Origin of the sequence: Ignatzschineria indica (assembly GCF_003121925.1) — a bacterium.
GTDB lineage: Bacteria > Pseudomonadota > Gammaproteobacteria > Cardiobacteriales > Wohlfahrtiimonadaceae > Ignatzschineria > Ignatzschineria indica.
Genome location: NZ_QEWR01000003.1, coordinates 1 through 16438, shown reverse-complemented (window position 1 = coordinate 16438; position 16438 = coordinate 1). Strand labels below are relative to the sequence as shown.

General features: G+C 43.8%; 14 protein-coding genes. 9 read left to right on the top strand and 5 right to left on the bottom strand.

Annotated features, from left to right (window positions below; all coding sequences use genetic code 11):
- Positions 1-193 precede the first annotated feature (193 nt).
- Together DC082_RS06120 and DC082_RS06115 are read left to right on the top strand one after the other, a co-directional pair.
- The gene (locus DC082_RS06120; RefSeq protein WP_109236223.1) at positions 194-1822 is read left to right on the top strand and encodes a CTP synthase; all 1629 of its coding nucleotides are present in this window, start codon (positions 194-196) and stop codon (positions 1820-1822) included.
- Between the two features lie 180 nt (positions 1823-2002).
- Complete coding sequence (locus DC082_RS06115) at positions 2003-2479, top strand: tRNA (cytidine(34)-2'-O)-methyltransferase (RefSeq protein WP_094567750.1); 477 nt, start codon at positions 2003-2005, stop codon at positions 2477-2479.
- A 119-nt stretch (positions 2480-2598) separates the two neighbouring features.
- Here DC082_RS06115 and DC082_RS06110 read toward each other — a convergent pair whose 3' ends face one another.
- From DC082_RS06110 to DC082_RS06095, 4 genes are all read right to left on the bottom strand, one after another.
- Positions 2599-2967 carry an RnfH family protein gene (locus DC082_RS06110; protein ID WP_094567749.1) on the bottom strand — a complete coding sequence of 123 codons (369 nt, stop codon included), beginning with the start codon at positions 2965-2967 and terminating at the stop codon, positions 2599-2601.
- The gene (locus tag DC082_RS06105) at positions 2948-3391 is read right to left on the bottom strand and encodes a type II toxin-antitoxin system RatA family toxin (RefSeq protein ID WP_094567748.1); all 444 of its coding nucleotides are present in this window, start codon (positions 3389-3391) and stop codon (positions 2948-2950) included. Before DC082_RS06105 ends, DC082_RS06110 begins: the two co-directional genes overlap by 20 nt.
- Before the next feature lie 340 nt (positions 3392-3731).
- Positions 3732-5408, bottom strand: a complete 1677-nt coding sequence (gene pta / locus DC082_RS11060; RefSeq protein WP_109236222.1) for a phosphate acetyltransferase — start codon at positions 5406-5408, stop codon at positions 3732-3734.
- 45 nt (positions 5409-5453) lie between these two features.
- Positions 5454-6656, bottom strand: a complete 1203-nt coding sequence (locus tag DC082_RS06095; RefSeq protein WP_094567746.1) for an acetate kinase — start codon at positions 6654-6656, stop codon at positions 5454-5456.
- A gap of 790 nt (positions 6657-7446) precedes the next feature.
- Here DC082_RS06095 and def point away from each other — a divergent pair.
- The 7 genes from def to DC082_RS06060 all read left to right on the top strand — a co-directional run bounded on the left by def (position 7447) and on the right by DC082_RS06060 (position 16004).
- A complete protein-coding gene (gene def, locus DC082_RS06090; RefSeq protein WP_094567745.1) occupies positions 7447-7971 on the top strand; it encodes a peptide deformylase in 525 nt (174 codons plus the stop codon).
- Positions 7972-8140: 169 nt separating this feature from the next.
- Entirely contained in the window at positions 8141-9073 is a 933-nt protein-coding gene (gene fmt / locus DC082_RS06085) for a methionyl-tRNA formyltransferase (protein ID WP_109236221.1), read from the top strand.
- Position 9074: 1 nt separating this feature from the next.
- On the top strand, positions 9075-10409 hold the full coding sequence (gene rsmB, locus DC082_RS06080) for a 16S rRNA (cytosine(967)-C(5))-methyltransferase RsmB (RefSeq protein ID WP_109236220.1): 1335 nt from the start codon (positions 9075-9077) through the stop codon (positions 10407-10409).
- A gap of 39 nt (positions 10410-10448) precedes the next feature.
- A complete protein-coding gene (locus DC082_RS06075) occupies positions 10449-11150 on the top strand; it encodes a DUF4390 domain-containing protein (protein ID WP_133243688.1) in 702 nt (233 codons plus the stop codon).
- Positions 11150-13336, top strand: coding sequence for a sensor histidine kinase (locus DC082_RS06070; protein ID WP_109236218.1), 2187 nt, complete (start codon positions 11150-11152; stop codon positions 13334-13336). The genes DC082_RS06075 and DC082_RS06070 overlap by 1 nt, the downstream gene beginning before the upstream one ends.
- Positions 13326-14708: an argininosuccinate lyase gene (gene argH, locus DC082_RS06065; protein ID WP_189363322.1), complete on the top strand. Its 1383-nt coding sequence runs from the start codon at positions 13326-13328 to the stop codon at positions 14706-14708. The genes DC082_RS06070 and argH overlap by 11 nt, the downstream gene beginning before the upstream one ends.
- A 129-nt stretch (positions 14709-14837) precedes the next feature.
- Complete coding sequence (locus DC082_RS06060) at positions 14838-16004, top strand: lytic transglycosylase domain-containing protein (RefSeq protein ID WP_109236216.1); 1167 nt, start codon at positions 14838-14840, stop codon at positions 16002-16004.
- A 92-nt stretch (positions 16005-16096) separates the two neighbouring features.
- Here the strand turns inward: DC082_RS06060 and DC082_RS06055 are convergent.
- A partial coding sequence (locus DC082_RS06055; protein ID WP_204758299.1) for a hypothetical protein occupies positions 16097-16438 on the bottom strand: 342 nt, incomplete at its 5' end.

Here is a 16438-nt window from a genome sequence, read left to right as displayed (position 1 = left end):
TGACTGAAAAGTGTCCGTCACTTCTCTCTAAGGATGATTATGAGGGAATCAATGGTTGTGCGTTATTTGTGCGTTATTTGAGCGTTAATTAGACGATCGTTGCACGATAATTATTTATCGAACTTTTTTCGAAAATGAGTTAAAATACGATCCCTGATAGACTTTTTATTCACATCAATTTCAGGGTGGGTTCATGACACATTTTATATTTGTCACAGGTGGCGTTGTTTCATCTTTAGGCAAGGGTATTGCGGCAGCTTCTTTAGGTGCCATTTTAGAAGCTAGGGGACTTAAGGTTACAATGATGAAGTTGGATCCTTATATCAATGTCGATCCCGGCACGATGAGCCCATTTCAACATGGCGAAGTCTTTGTGACCGATGATGGCGCGGAGACAGATCTCGACTTAGGTCATTATGAGCGTTTTATCCGTATGACGGCGAGCCGTCGCAATAGTGTCAGTGCGGGACGTGTTTATAAAACCGTTATCGAGCGTGAACGAGCAGGTGAGTATCACGGTAATACCGTTCAAGTGATTCCCCATATTACCGATGAAATTAAGCATCGTATCTACAATGTCGCACAAGGTGCTGATATTGCACTTATCGAGATTGGTGGCACGGTTGGCGATATCGAATCTCTCCCATTTTTAGAGGCAATTCGTCAAATTCGTACAGAGGTAGGGCCTCGTAATGCGCTTTTTCTTCATTTAACTTTAGTACCTTTTTTACGTGCATCTGGTGAGTTGAAGACAAAGCCGACACAGCACTCGGTAAAAGAGTTGCGTTCGATCGGTATTCAACCTGATATTTTGATCTGCCGTACAGAAGAGCCGATTCCAGTGGAAGAGCGTCGCAAAATTGCACTCTTTACCTCAGTTGCAGAAGAGGCAGTTATCTCCTGTGTTGACTCTGACTCAATCTATAAAATCCCCGGTATTCTTCATGATCAAGGGCTTGATCGTATCGTGCTTGAGCAATTTAATATTCAAGCGAAAGAGGCTGATCTCTCTGAGTGGGATCAGGTGTTAGAAAATATCGCTACTGCTGATAGTGTGGCAAATATTTTGATCGTTGGTAAATATACGGAATTGACCGATACCTATAAATCGATCAATGAAGCGCTATTTCATGCGGGAATTCAGACAAAGACAAAGATTAAGCTTCACTATGTAGAGGCTGCCTCTTTAGAAGATATGGATGAGACGGAGCTATCTGCGGCATTTGCCGGTATGGATGCTGTCTTAATTCCTGGTGGTTTTGGTGAGCGTGGAATGGAAGGGAAGATTCGCGCGATTCAATATGTCCGTGAAAATAATATCCCCTTCTTAGGGCTCTGTTTAGGAATGCAGTTAGCGGTTGTTGAGTATGCACGTAATGTATTGGGACTTGATGGCGCAAATACGAGCGAAGTTGATCCTACTTCTGAATATCCTGTTATTAAGATGTTAGATCCACAGCGCGATAGTGAAACAGATGAGTTTAAAGGCTATATGACGGTGGGTGCGCAACCTGCAACTTTGATTGAAGGGACAAAAGCCTATGAAGCTTATGGGCGCGCTGATGTGAATGAGCGTCATCGTCATCGCTATGGTGTTAATCTTGATTATCTCGATCAATTGCAAGATGGCAACTTTGTTGTTTCAGGTCGTACGAATGATCGTGGTTTGATCGATTTTATTGAGTTGAAAGATCATCCTTGGTTTGTTGGAACGCAATCTCATCCTGAGTTTAAATCGACGCCTAGAGATGGGCATCCGCTCTTTATCGCTTTTGTTAATGCTGCAAAAGCAATGCAAGAAGAGAAGGGTAGTGACGAATAGTCAAAGTTAAGAGTATCAGTTAACAATAGCGGCTAACAATAGAAGATATAAGAATATAGAAAGAGCCTAGAGTGTGGTCGATAGCGAGATCCCTCTAGGTTCTTTTTTATCCGCCATAAAGGATAAAACCATAAAGGATGAAATCATACAGGATAACAACATAAAGGATAATATTAGAAGATGAATCAGAAGTTATCGATAATTCTCTATGAGCCAGAGATTCCCCCTAATACCGGTAATATTATTCGGCTCTGTGCTAATAGTGGTGCGGAGCTGCATCTCATTGAGCCGCTTGGATTTTCGTTAGAGGAGAAAGCGCTTCGTCGTGCTGGGCTCGATTATGCGGAGTGGGCAACAATGAGCGTTTGGCCATCTTTAGAAGCATGTCTTGAGGCAGTATCGCCTAATAGGCTCTATGCTATGACGACAAAGGGAAGTAGAAATTTCTTTGAAGCAAAATTTGAGCCGGGAGATGCGCTGATTTTTGGACCCGAAACGCGCGGATTGCCTGAAGCGTTGATCTTTTCGCTCCCTGGTGAGCAACGTCTACGTCTTCCTATGGTGGAGAATGCCGGGAGAAGCCTTAATCTCTCCAACTCTGTTGCGATTGCGATCTATGAAGCATGGCGACAATTTGAGTTTAAGGGAAGTGATTAAAGAGACAGAGGGAAGCAAGCGAAGGGCGCTTTTAAAAGAGAGCGCTTGGAAGAAGAGGAGCTCCTTGAGGAAAATGCTTGAAGCTAAGTTTTAAACGAGAGGGATTTAAGAGAGGGGAGTTAACTATCCCCTTTTCTTTTGAAGCGAGGATCTCGTGCAGCACGAATTTGTCGCGCTTGCTTGGGGTCGATAATCAAGGGGCGATAAACTTCAATTCGATCGCCCTCCTTAAGGGGATGATCTTGATCGACCTTAATGCCGAAGATCCCAAATTGAGGAGAATCAATCACCTTGCAGGCTTCATGATAGAGTGCAAAGAAGGGAAGAGCATCTTTTAAGGTGATCCCTTCTTGAAACTTCTGTTTTTCAGTAGGTTGTCGATCGGGAAGCGCTAAGATAAATTCAACCGTTATAAATTGATCATTAGTACGATTATAGCGCTTGATTGTCTCGCGATTATGGGGGGAATTAGCTGAGAAGTTTTCCATAACGCACCTTTGCTTGAGCACTAAAGGCGGCAACCATACTGCCGGCAATATTTTCAAAGATTGGAGTTAAAAGTAATCTTGCAGGACCAAAAGAGAAATCGAAATCGATCATGAGATGAATCTCTGATCCACCATCAGGAAGGTCGTTAAAACGCCATTCTCCCCGAAGATGCTTAAATGGGCCATCCACTAGGTTGAGGGTAATTTTCTCACTCTCTACCAAAGTGTTGCGTGTAGTAAACCACTTGTTAAGCGGACCTTTCGCAGTCAAGATAGAGGCTTCCATCATAGTTGGTGTCGATTTAAGGATGCGAGATCCTTTACACCAAGGAAGAAAGGTAGGATATGATTCCACATCATTGACTAAATCGTACATCTGTTTTGCAGAAAATGGTTCTTTTTGTGATCGGCGTATGACAGGCACAGCATTCCTCAATTTATCAATATTTGTTGCTTCAATGAACTAATCTATTCTTCTCTACTCTCTGCGGGCTCTCTAGCGATCTTCTATCGATCTCTTATCGACTCTATCAACTTTTATCTACTGATCGATCTCTTCAGATAAGTTTTGTTAAAGAGATAACATGAAGAGATAGTACAAAGCGATAAAGTATACAGACTGTATACAGATTAAGCATACAGATAAAGCGAATAGATAAAGAGAGAGCTACCGGTTTTAGGTAGCTCGCTATTATATCAAATTCTAACGCAAATCTAGAATCAATCTCTTGAGGATGCGCCGGAATTGCGCTTTATTCTGCTCTTTAAGCTTCGGGTGTTGCTTGTAATGCCGTAATCGCAATGGTATAGACAATATCGTCGACAAGAGCGCCGCGGGAGAGATCATTGACTGGTTTTGCTAAACCTTGCAACATCGGGCCGATACAGACCACATTAGCACTGCGTTGAACTGCCTTATAGGTGATATTGCCGGTATTGAGATCAGGGAAGATAAAGACCGTTGCACGTCCAGCAACAGGACTATTGGGGGCTTTCTGTTGGCCAACACTTAAGACGCTAGCTGCATCGAACTGAAGTGGACCATCAATGAGCAGATCGGGCGCTTTCTCTTTAGCAATCTCGGTCGCTTTTGCTACTTTTTCGACCTCTTCTCCGGCACCTGATGTGCCCGTTGAGTAGGAGAGCATCGCAACGCGTGGCTCAATTCCAAAGATTTTCGCTGATTCCGCCGATTGAATGGCGATATCGGCTAATTGCTCTGAGGTTGGATTGGGGTTTACTGCACAATCGCCATAAACATGTACCTGATCTTTCATTAACATAAAGAAGATGCTTGAGACCAGTTTTGAATTTTTATCAGTGCCAATTAGCTGAAATGCTGGGCGAATGGTATCGGCAGTTGTATGAACAGCACCCGAAACTAAGCCATCGACATCCCCTTCTGCAAGCATCATCGTGCCAACTACGACACTATCTTTCAGTGCTTCTCGAGCACTCTCTTCAGTTGCCCCTTTATGTTTTCGGCGCTCAACAAAGCTGGGAACATATCTCTCTACCAACGTTTTGGGATCGATAATCTCAATTCCATGATCAGGCAGATGGATATTATGTGCTTTGGCAACCTCATGAATAGTAGCAACATCACCGAGAAGTACGCAGCGAGCAATGCCTCGTTCAGCACAGATTGCAGCGGCACGAAGCGTACGGGGTTCATCACCCTCAGGAAGTACAATTCGGCGATCTGCTTTTTGCGCGCTCTGAATCAATTTGTAGCGGAAGGCAGATGGTGGCATGCGATCTGTTCCTTGTGTCTTCAGCTCTTTTACTAAGCGTTCAACATTAAGATGTTGTGCAATAAAGCGAATTGCAGCAAGATCATCCTTTAATGATTCATTTTCAGGCACAATACCGAGAGTATCGAGCGAGCGACAGAAATCTGTCTGGCAGAAAGTGACCGTCTTTTCGATCGCTTTAGGATCTTTGACATGGTTAATAATATAACCGGCAAGCCAGATATGGGATTCACTATAGATATAGGCATTAAGATCAAAGTGAGCTGCAACCTCTTCGGGCGTATTTGCTAGAGAGTTTCCAGCAAAGACGACACCCGCACAGAGTGTGCGAGCGATATCGGCATTAAGATCGTGAGTATAGGGGCGCGTGTTGTGATAGGTTAAGCCTTCAACGACAACAATATCGTGCCCTTTAGCCGCTTCCGTTGCTCTGCCAACAACCGCTTCTAATAGCTCATCATAGCTACCATTGCGAATGGCATTATTCACCTCTCCTTCCAAAATTGGGGAAGGGGACTCATCATTGAAGAGTTCACGGTAGAGCTGCTCAGAGCGATTATTATCTTCACCAATAGGGCGAACAAATCCAACGCTTAACCCCGCCTTGCGCAGCGCTTCAACTAATGCCAGTGAAATTGAGGTTAAGCTCTTAATATCACCAGTAGGTGCGACAAATAATGTTTTCATAGATACAATATTCCTTTTGATCGGTCTTAATCGTTCTTGATCGATTTATGATGCCTGTTTCTCTTTTTTTGCAATAATTTCTAAGGTATCTTGAACAATCATTCCCTCTTCATCCGTACAGACAACTAAAGCCTTACCGAAGTTGGAACTTGTGGCGATAACACCCTCTTTGCCACCTGTGCAGTAGCTATTAGAAGGGTTGCTAAAGCGATAACCTAAGAATGCTAATTGGCTCATAATGAGTTCACGAACATAGGCTGAGTTTTCACCAATTCCACCTGTGAAAACAATGGCATCGAGGCGCTGTAGTGCAGGGAGATATTCTGAGATTGTTTTGGCAACGCGATAACCGAACATATCAAGTGCTAAGCGGCAACGTTTATGCCCCTCTTTTGCTTTAGCTTCTAAGGTACGGCAATCATTGGAAACGCCGGAGATACCGAGAAGTCCACTATCGAAGTTGAGAAGATTATCCATCTCATAGATATCGTAATCTAAACATTCAACAAGGTAGGGGATAAGGCCAGGATCGAGCGATCCGGAGCGAGTTCCCATCATTAACCCTTCAAGCGGTGTCAATCCCATACTAGTATCGACCGATTTCCCCCCACGAATCGCCGCAATAGAGGCACCATTGCCGAGGTGACAGCTGATGATATTGAGTTTTTCGAGGGGGATATCGAGAATGCGCGAAGTGCGTTCTGTAATATAGCGGTGGCTACTTCCATGGAATCCATAGCGACGAATATTATATTTTTCGTAGATCTCAAGTGGAAGGCCGTAGAGATATGCCTCTTCAGGCATGGTTTGATGAAAAGCGGTATCAAATACAGCAATCTGTGGTAGTTCCGGGAGAACCTCTTTTGCGGCCAAAATCCCTGTTAAGTTCGCCGGGTTATGAATCGGTGCTAATGGCGCACATTTTTTGATGATCTCAATCACTTCAGGAGTAATTTCAACGGACTCTTGGAAATACTCTCCCCCATGGACAACACGATGGCCAACAGCTTTGATCTTGTCGGCATAACCCTCTTTTTGGAGAAATTGGAAGGCCTCTTTAAATGCACCTAGGTGAGTGGGATCTTCAAGTTTATTCTTAATCTTCTCTCCATGGTATTTAATTGTTAAGGTGGCGTCGGGCGTATCGAGCTGCTCTGCGCCCCCGCTAATAACGGTATTGCGCTCTTTTGCATGAATCAACGCAAACTTAAGTGAGGAACTTCCGCAATTGATGACTAAAGCATACATAACTGTTTGACTCCTAAGCTTTCAATGTTCGGTGAACATATTGTTGTTATTGATTGGATCATCGCTCTTTCAGCTCTCATAAGAGTAGTGAGGGTCTAAGCCTACTCTTATTTCACGACACCTGGTAAGGATAGGTGAGGGGAGGGCTTTAAGTTGAAATGATTAAGCACTAGGGAGAATTTAACCATTTCTGCCATAATCCAACGCTATTTATTTTAGTTTTAATTTTTTATCACGATTTTTTATCACTCATTCAATTATCGACTTTATCTTTGAATAAAATGATCGAATGAAGTATATCGAGCATTTATCAATGAGTTGATCGAATGGATCGAATAGATAATATTTTTCATACCTCTCTAATTAATACCCTATAAATTGCAAAAACCCAAAAAAAGAGCTGAAAACTTTTTATCTTTTTTGAGAACTATCATGACACATCATGAAGTAGCAATTGAATATCTACCCTTGGATATCTACTCTTGAGTATCTGATTTAGGCTAAATTCCTGTTATAGCATGGATTCCCTTTTATGGGAGAACAAGATGCACTCGGCTTGATCTATATGCTTTAGATTGCTGAAAAAGTAACCACGATGTCGAGGGGCTTTATCGATTAGAGACAATAATAAAGTAGCTAACATTTTGGTCGATTGAGAGAGAAAGAGGGGCGAAATTATGCCGTAGAGTAAATTTTTTGGAAAGCTACCGAGCGCTCCCGATTTAGTGTAAAATGCCCTCTTTTTATAGCGATATGATTTTAGAAGATAGATCAAAGAAGAGAGAGTTTTATGGCAATCTTAGATGTAATTACAGTTCCTCATCCTACTTTGCGGGAAAAAGCTGCGCCCGTGACAACTTTTGATGCAGAGTTGAAGCAATTTGTTGAGGATATGTTAGAGACGATGTATGACGAAAAAGGGGTCGGTTTAGCGGCCAATCAGGTTAATGTCTTAAAGCGAGTCTTCGTTGCGGATTGCTCTGAAGAGCGCAATGATCCTAAAGTCTTTATCAATCCTGAAATTTTAGAAGTATCTGAAGAGACTGATGCCGCAGAAGAGGGATGCCTCTCACTTCCAACACTCTATAGTGGCCCGGTGATTCGTCCTGTTGCGGTCAGAGTTCGCGCACAAGATGTTAATGGTGATTTCTTTGAGCTTGAGGCTGATGGCCTTTTAGGGCGCTGTATTCAACATGAGTATGACCATCTCGAAGGAGTGCTCTTTATCGATTATCTCTCACGTTTAAAACAGCAACGAATCTTGAAGAAGTTAGAGAAGGTACTCAAAGAGCGTGAATTAGAGCAGAATCAGTAATACCGCAACGTCATTAATGTGGCATTATTATAGTATTTTACGGCATTTTAGGAATCTATTAGTGAATCTATAGTCGAAAAATGAGTGTTAGCGTAGAGTATTAGCGAGTTTTAGAGAGTATTAGGATCTAAGAATCTAGGGTTTAGAGTTTAGGAGAAAGGGGTAAATAATGGGTTTAAGAGTTATCTTTGCAGGCTCGCCGGAGTTTTCAGTGCCTACGTTAGAGGCATTGATCGATTCAGAACATGAGGTTGTTGCGGTCTATACACAACCTGATCGTCCGCGAGGAAGAGGAAAAAAAGTGCAATTTACGCCCGTAAAAGAGGTTGCAGTTGCCCATGATATCCCCGTCTATCAGCCCCTCTCACTTCGAGATCCTGAGGCGCAAGCGGAATTTGCCTCTCTCAATGCTGATCTGATGATTGTTGTTGCTTATGGACTGATTTTGCCAAAAGCGATCTTAGAGATGCCAAAGTATGGTTGTCTCAATATTCATGCTTCACTCTTACCGAGATGGCGTGGTGCCGCACCGATTCATCGTGCGATTGAGACAGGAGATCAGGAGAGTGGAGTTGCGATTATGCAGATGGATGTAGGTTTAGATACCGGCGCTGTCTGGAGAGAGGAGCGAGTTGCGATTACCCCTTATATGACAACAGGTGAACTCCACGATCGCCTCAAAGCGGTGGGAGCATCGCTCCTATTAGCGACGATTCCTGAAGTGATTGCCGGTGAGCGTAAACCAACGCCACAGCCGGAAGCGGGTATTACCTATGCAGAGAAGATTAGTAAAGAGGAAGCAAGAATTGATTGGCATGAAAATTGTGCGATAATTGCGCGTAAGATTCATGCATTTAATCCATTTCCCGGCGCTTTTACGGAGTTAGAGGGCGCGCTCCTTAAGCTCTATCGTGTTTTAGTGACTGATCGAAAGAGTGATTCAAAACCGGGAACATTCCATGTTGAAGATGAGTCGCTCTATGTCACTGCCGGCGACGGTCATCTATTAGAAGTATTAGAGCTGCAGATTGCAGGTAAAAGAAGAATGGAGAGTGCGCTCTTCATCAAAGGTAATGAAATCGATCAGAAGGTAGCACAATAAAATGGCCATCAATGAAGCGCTATATCCCAAATTAATGAAAGATCCCCGTTTTGTCGCAGTAGAGGCACTCTGCTCTGTACTAGAGGGAGAGTCGCTGACCGATGCACTACCAAGATGCAGTGAGCGACTCAATGAGAATGATCGCCGTTTTACACAACATCTCCTCTTTGGCGCTTTGAGACAATATGACGCTCTTGAGGATCGGCTTTCACAAATGTTATCGAAACCGATTAAAAATTCAGAGATCGAAGTTAAAGTAGCCCAGATCTTAGCGGCTTATGAGCTCACAGAGATGGCAACTGCTGAGCATGCGATCCTCAATAACTGGGTGAATTTGATTAAAGCGATGGATAAGCCTTGGGCTGCGGGATTAACCAATGCGATTTTGCGCAATATCCAGCGTGGAAAACTCCCACCGGCAAAGAGTGTAGCCGGACGTAGCAATCTCCCTCAGTGGTTTGCTAAACGAATTGAGAATCAATGGGGAAAAGTGGCTTTAGAAGAGATTGGAACCTTCTATCAACTCCATCCTGAGATGATTTTGCGCGTCAATTTAACAAAGGGAAGTCGCGAGCAATATCTAGAGAAACTTGCCAATAGTGGTATTGAGGCGGTTGCACACCAATTTGTTGAGAGTGCTATCGTCTTAGATCAGCCGGTGAGCGTTGATCAGCTCCCAGGGTTTTGGGAGGGCGAAGTGAGTGTTCAAGACGCTTCGGCACAACTTGCAGCACAACTTTTAGCACCTCAAAGTGGAGAGTATCTCCTTGATGCCTGTTCAGCTCCCGGGGGCAAAACAACAGCGCTTTTAGAGTCGATGCCTCAAATGAAGGGCTTGGTGGCGCTTGATAGTTCCGCAGAACGTTTACTTCGTGTGAAAGAGAATATTGAGCGCGTGATGGGAGCGATTCCAGAATTTGTTGAGATTGAAGCAATCGCTTGTCAAGATTACAGCCCTGCGCAACGTTTTGATGCTATCTTGCTCGATGTTCCTTGCTCTGCAACCGGCATTATGCATCGTCATCCCGATATTAAGCGTCTTCGCAAAGCTTCAGATATTGAAAAGTTAAGAGTGCTGCAAGGGGAGATTCTTGAACATGCATGGACCCTTTTAAAAACAGGAGGGCGCCTTCTTTATGCAACTTGCTCTATCCTCAAAGATGAGAATGAGCAGCAGATTCGTCACTTCTTAAAAAATCATCCTGAGGCGAAAGAGAGAGCTCTATCACTCCCCTTTGGTGAGCAACGTGATGTGGGTGTTCAGATTTTGCCTCGCTTCTTTAAATCAGAAGAGAGTTTAGATGGCTTCTACTATGCGCTCTTAGAGAAGCAGTAGTCAGTTATAGTGTAAGAGTATGGAGAGGGGAAGATCGCGGTGCAACGGATTATGAACTGTACAGACCGTACATTATTCGGAAATCGCTCTCAGCATCTTTTAACGCTGGGGTACTCACGCTTATTGCCCCTTCTTTTCTTGATAATGTTTCTAATCTCCACACCACTTTTTGCAACAACATTGCAGCGCGCCTCCTCATTAAGTATTGAAAGCATCAAAAATGAGTATTACTACCCCGGCAAAAAGATGGATCGAATTCGAGATCAGGAGCTTCTCAATAGCGGTCAATTAGAAGCGATCGATCTTCTTTTGAAGGTGAAGAGCCAGATTATAATGAGTGATGAGCAAGAGCAGATGCTTCTCAATGGGATACCTCTCACCTTTGTTTACGATATTCGGCTTGAGAAGAGAGGCTTTTTTACACAGCAACGTTATCAGAAAGAGGTGCGCTATCTTCTCTTCTATCATGGGCTTTCAAAGCAATTTGTGGTGCGAGATTTAGAGACAAAAAAACAGCATAGTTATCCTATTTTAAGTTTAGCGCTGCTATCGATCTCAACGCCGGCGGAGATTATTATCAGTATGAAGAGTAGTGAAGGGATTGATCTAGCAGCATATGTGGGAAGGGCAAAATTATGGCTCGATATTGAAGCATTGCCAACTCCTCTTCGCATTCCCGCCTATCTCTCTTCTAATTGGTGGTTAAGCTCCGATTGGTTTCAGTGGGAGTTAATCAAGTGATGAGTCTTATTCGAAAACATGCTTTTACCATCTTTCTACTATTATCACTTCTATTGGTGATTATTTTGGGGGTGATGGTGCGCTCTATTGAGTCCGCTGTCCTCTACTCACGCTACTATACCTGGATCATTATTGCCGGCGTCATCTGCTTTCTCTCTTTGATGTCGCTTGTGGTCTACTTTCTGATCCAGCTATTGCAAGGGGTGCGGAAAAAGCGTTTAGGCGCAAGGCTTAATGCGCGGATGATGATCTTCTTCTCCGGCTTATCGGTCGTTCCTATTGTGATTCTCTTTCTCTTTGCCGGCATTATGATTCAAAGAGGAATCGATAGCTGGTTTGATGAGTCGCTCGATCAAGGTTTTGATGATGCATTAACATTAGCGCAATCTGCTTTGGAGACGCGCCGATTAGATGCTTTGGAGATCACCCAATCGATCGGTCAGCGGGTGGGAGATCTCAACTCGCTCGATCTTGCTTATGAGTTAGAGAATCTTCGTTTTGATGCCAATGCGCTCGATCTTACCGTATTTGATCATCGTGGACGGATTTTAGCCACAAGTTCTAGTAATACCACCGTCAATCTTCCGGAGCTTCCTAACGATATCGTCTTGATGAGTGTCTTTAATGATATGGATTATGTCTGGCTCGAGCCGGTCGGGGATGATGAATTACAGGTGCGCGTTATTATTCGAGTCGATTCCGATATCCCTCGTGTCGTACAAGCAATCTATGAGATCCCGCAACGTTATACGCAATTAGGGTTATCGACCCAAGCATCGGTAGAGAGCTATAAGCAATATAAGACCTTGCAAGAATCCCTCAAGGGGCAGTTAATTGCCATCTTAACCCTTGTTTCACTATTAGCGATTCTCTTAGCGTTAGGGGGGTCTTACTTTGCCACAAGACGATTAGTCAATCCGATTCGTAGGCTTTCGCTCGCATCAAAAGCGGTTTCAGAGGGGAATTTTGATCGGGAGATTGTTGTTAAATCGAATGATGAGATCGGATTTTTAACAGAATCATTCAATGAGATGATTATTAAGTTGCGTCAAGCCAATGAGGCGGAGAAAGCTTCACAGCGGCTCTTAGTTGCACAGCGATCCTATCTTGAGGCGGTATTAGCGAATCTCTCCTCGGGCGTTTTAGTACTCGATAATGATGGGAATATTCGTACCTTTAATGAGGCAGCACTCTCGATTTTAAAGACCGATCGTATTTTATTGCAGAAGCTCTCACTCTCAGCGCCTGAAACAATTGATGAATCGCTTCACTTCTTCTTTATGCCGCTACAAAACTATCTTGAGAAGCGAGAGCGTGGGGAGAATGATCGATTAGAGGTGATGCGTGTTGAGAAGGGGATTGCGCAGATACTCTCTGTACGTGTCTCAGAACCCTTAGAGAACCGCAGTCTTCCTAGCGGTTATGCTATTGTTTTTGATGATATTACCCAATTGATCAATTCAGAGCGGGAAGCGGCTTGGGGTGAGGTGGCAAGGCGACTTGCGCATGAGATTAAGAATCCTTTAACGCCGATACAGCTCTCTGCTGAGCGATTAGCCTTTAAGTTACAAGGGAAATTGGAGGTTGATGATCGCTTCCTCCTTGAAAAATCGACCCAGACAATTATTACGCAAGTTAATGCGATGAAGAAGATGGTTAATGCTTTTAGCCAATATGCAAGAGCGCCGAAGCTTCATCTGAAAAAGATCGATCTAAATGCTTTAACAGAGGAGGTTACTTTCCTCTATAGTGATTATGTTCGAGGTGTTGAGGTTATTTTACAAAAACCGGCACAGATCCTCTATGTTAATGGGGATGAGATTCGTTTAAGGCAGCTACTCCATAACCTGATTAAGAATGCGATTGAAGCATGTCAGGAGGAGAAGGATCAATTATTAGGAAAGGTCTATGTTGAGATCTCCAAGCTTGATGAAGCTCATCTACGCTTAACCGTTAGCGATAATGGGAGCGGTATTGATGAATCCTTAATTAATCGAATGTTTGAGCCGTATGTCTCAACAAAAGAGAAGGGAACCGGATTAGGTTTATCAGTTGTGAAGAAGATTGTAGAGGAGCATAGCGGAAAGATCGCCATCTATTCAGGTAAAGAGCAGATCGGTACACGCGTTGAAGTGGTGCTTCCTCTCTATGAAGAGTTAGAAGAAGGAAAAGATAATGTCGAATAAAGTGAATAAACAGTGGGGCGGACGTTTCTCTGAGAGTACCGATGCATTTGTTCAAGCCTTTACAGGATCGGTCGATTTTGATCAGAGAATGTATGCCGAAGATATTGCCGGATCTCTTGCTCATGCAAAGATGCTCTATACGCAAGGTATCTTATCAGAGGAGGATTTCAATCTGATCAAAGAGGGGCTTGCTGCGGTTAAAGCAGAGATCGAAGCGGGAGATTTCCCCTGGTCGATTGAGCTTGAAGATGTCCATATGAATGTGGAGTCGAGCTTAACAGAAAAGATTGGGATTGCCGGCAAACGACTTCACACCGGAAGATCACGTAATGATCAGGTGGCAACCGATATTCGTCTCTGGTTACGTAAAGAACTCGATCATATCGATCTTGAGTTAAAACGTCTTCAAGAGGGAATTCTTGCTGTTGCCGAGCGTGAATATGACACCATTATGCCAGGATTTACCCATCTTCAAGTGGCACAACCGATCACTTTTGGTCACCATTTGATGGCTTGGTTTGAGATGATTAAGCGAGATCGTGAGCGTTTTCAAGATTGCCGTAAGCGTCTTAATATCTCACCCTTAGGTGCTGCGGCATTAGCGGGAACAACTTATCCGATCGATCGCCATCTTTCGGCAAAATTGTTAGGCTTTAGTGCGCCTTCTGAAAACTCACTCGATTCCGTTTCTGATCGTGATTTTGCCATTGAGTTTGCGGCAGTAGCTTCTATCTTAGCGATGCATCTCTCTCGCTTCTCAGAAGAGTTAGTCCTTTGGGCAACGCCGGCATTTGATTTTATTAACCTTCCAGATCGCTTCTGTACTGGTTCATCCATTATGCCGCAGAAGAAAAATCCCGATGTTCCTGAATTAGTGAGAGGAAAAACAGGGCGCGTTTATGGTCATCTCTTCTCTCTTTTAACACTGATGAAGAGCCAGCCTTTAGCTTACAACAAAGATAATCAGGAAGATAAAGAGCCACTCTTTGATATCGTTGATACTGTTTTAGGCTCTGTTCGTGCTTTTGCCGATATGATCCCGGCGATCTCTAGTAAAAAAGAGAATATGTATGAGCGGACAAAATTAGGTTTCTCAACAGCGACCGATTTAGCAGATTATCTTGTCCGTAAAGGAATGCCTTTTAGAAATGCACATGAGGTCGTTGGAAATGCCGTCCGTTTAGGTGTTGAGACAGAGCGAGATCTCTCAGAGATGACGCTTGCAGAATTGCAGCAATTCTCCGATCTAATCGATGAAGATGTCTTTGAATATCTCACATTAGAGGGTTCTGTTGCGGCACGTAATCATTACGGTGGTACTGCACCGAAACAGGTCTTAGCGGCGATTGAGCGTGCAAAAGCGATTATCTAGCACTAATTGTTTAGTTCTCGTTATTGAGAGGTGAGAGGCGATAGGCATTATTAATCCTATCGTCTTCTCCTTTTATAGCGCTCATCTCTCTACCTTTTCCCTTCCTACGCTTTATAGGGCAATTTTAAGATGTTTCTATCCCCACTTTTTAGCCGTTTTAAACGACTCACCTTTCTCTTTGCATTGATACTCTTTATTGCCAGTTGTGCCGGTGGTCCTCGTATCAAAAATGGTTTTGATGAGCCAAAAGCACTGGAGCCGATGGTCAATTTTTGGGTGCATGTCTATGCGCGTTGGGATAATAATCTTGTCGCGTTTCATGATAATCGTTACCTTGATGTGGTCTATGAGTTAGCGCCGATCAGACAAGGGGATCGCATGACTTGGGATACCATCTCAGAGTTGATTCGTGATGATCTTTTAGCGGTCGAAGCATCGCTCAACACGCCGGTGAAATTGAGTAAAAATCAGGAGCGGATTAAAAAGATGCTTCTAAAAGCGGGTGGAAAAGAGGCACTTTACGGTGCTGCGGATCGATTACGAGGACAGCGAGGTTTAAAATCGGAGTTTCGCCGAGGCTTAGAGCGGAGTGAGCCCTATATTGTCTACTTTAAAAAGCTCTTTAGAGATGCCGGATTGCCGGAGGAGATTGCTTATCTTCCACATGTAGAATCCTCCTTTAATATGGGGGCAAGATCAAAAGTGGGGGCTGCGGGAATGTGGCAATTTATGCCTTCAACGGCGCGAAGCTTTATGCCGATGCGAGCGAATGTGATCGACTCTCGTTATGATCCTCGTCATGCGGCAAAAGGGGCTGTTAAATTGATGGCTTATAACTACAATTTAGTTCCCTATTGGCCATTAGCATTAACGGCTTACAATGCCGGAGTGGGACATTCGATGCGAGCGCAGGAGCGTTATGGGAATGATATCGGTTTAGTGGTATTCAATTATAGTGAGGGTGCTTTTAAATTTGCTTCTCGCAATTTCTATGCAGAATTTTTAGCAGCGAAGAAGATTGCAGAAGATCCGGGGCATTACTTCCCAGGATTCCGTTACCGTTATCCTAAGAGTAGTATTGAGGGGATTGAACTTTTAACGCCAATGTTCTTGCGTGATTTAGCAAAAGAGACCGGTGTTTCGGAAGCGACCTTAATTGAGCTTAATCCTGCATGGTTACGTAATATAGAGACTAATCGAGCGGAGATTCCAAGTCATTACGATATTTGGCTTCCCAAAGGAACGATGAAGCGGATGCGTGGAAGATTCTATCAACCGAGTCGAATTCAACCGTAATACTGTTTCAATAGAACCCTGCCGGCACGTAGTTTTTAGAAAGAGCGCGGTAGTAAGATCCGGCAGCGTTCAGTCTCTGTTGTTTGATTGCTTCAAGCAATAAGAGAAGCTGTTGAATGGCGGGAGAGAACGATTTCGCTCTTTTCATAACTGCATGCCCGCAAGTCGGCATCCTTGATACCGAGAATGAGTATCGATAGGGTAATGATCGTTGTCGGTGATAGAAGATCATTATCTGCCGGCGCGTAGTTTTTAGGAAGAGCGCGATAGTAAGATCCGGCAGCGTTCAGTCTCTGTTGTTTGATTGCTTCAAGCAATAAGAGAAGCTGTTGAATGGCGGGAGAGAACGATTTCGCTCTTTTCATAACTGCATGCCCGCAAGTCGGCATCCTTGATACCGAGAATGAGTATCGATAGGGTAATGATCGTTGTCG

What these genes read in the sequence shown, in the direction of transcription:
- DC082_RS06120 (WP_109236223.1), top strand. Translation starts at nt 194, where the DNA reads ATGACACATTTTATATTTGTCACAGGTGGCGTTGTTTCATCTTTAGGC.
- DC082_RS06115 (WP_094567750.1), top strand. Translation starts at nt 2,003, where the DNA reads ATGAATCAGAAGTTATCGATAATTCTCTATGAGCCAGAGATTCCCCCT.
- DC082_RS06110 (WP_094567749.1), bottom strand. Translation starts at nt 2,967, where the DNA reads ATGGAAAACTTCTCAGCTAATTCCCCCCATAATCGCGAGACAATCAAG.
- pta (WP_109236222.1), bottom strand. Translation starts at nt 5,408, where the DNA reads ATGAAAACATTATTTGTCGCACCTACTGGTGATATTAAGAGCTTAACC.
- DC082_RS06095 (WP_094567746.1), bottom strand. Translation starts at nt 6,656, where the DNA reads ATGTATGCTTTAGTCATCAATTGCGGAAGTTCCTCACTTAAGTTTGCG.
- def (WP_094567745.1), top strand. Translation starts at nt 7,447, where the DNA reads ATGGCAATCTTAGATGTAATTACAGTTCCTCATCCTACTTTGCGGGAA.
- fmt (WP_109236221.1), top strand. Translation starts at nt 8,141, where the DNA reads ATGGGTTTAAGAGTTATCTTTGCAGGCTCGCCGGAGTTTTCAGTGCCT.
- rsmB (WP_109236220.1), top strand. Translation starts at nt 9,075, where the DNA reads ATGGCCATCAATGAAGCGCTATATCCCAAATTAATGAAAGATCCCCGT.
- DC082_RS06070 (WP_109236218.1), top strand. Translation starts at nt 11,150, where the DNA reads ATGAGTCTTATTCGAAAACATGCTTTTACCATCTTTCTACTATTATCA.
- argH (WP_189363322.1), top strand. Translation starts at nt 13,326, where the DNA reads ATGTCGAATAAAGTGAATAAACAGTGGGGCGGACGTTTCTCTGAGAGT.
- DC082_RS06060 (WP_109236216.1), top strand. Translation starts at nt 14,838, where the DNA reads ATGTTTCTATCCCCACTTTTTAGCCGTTTTAAACGACTCACCTTTCTC.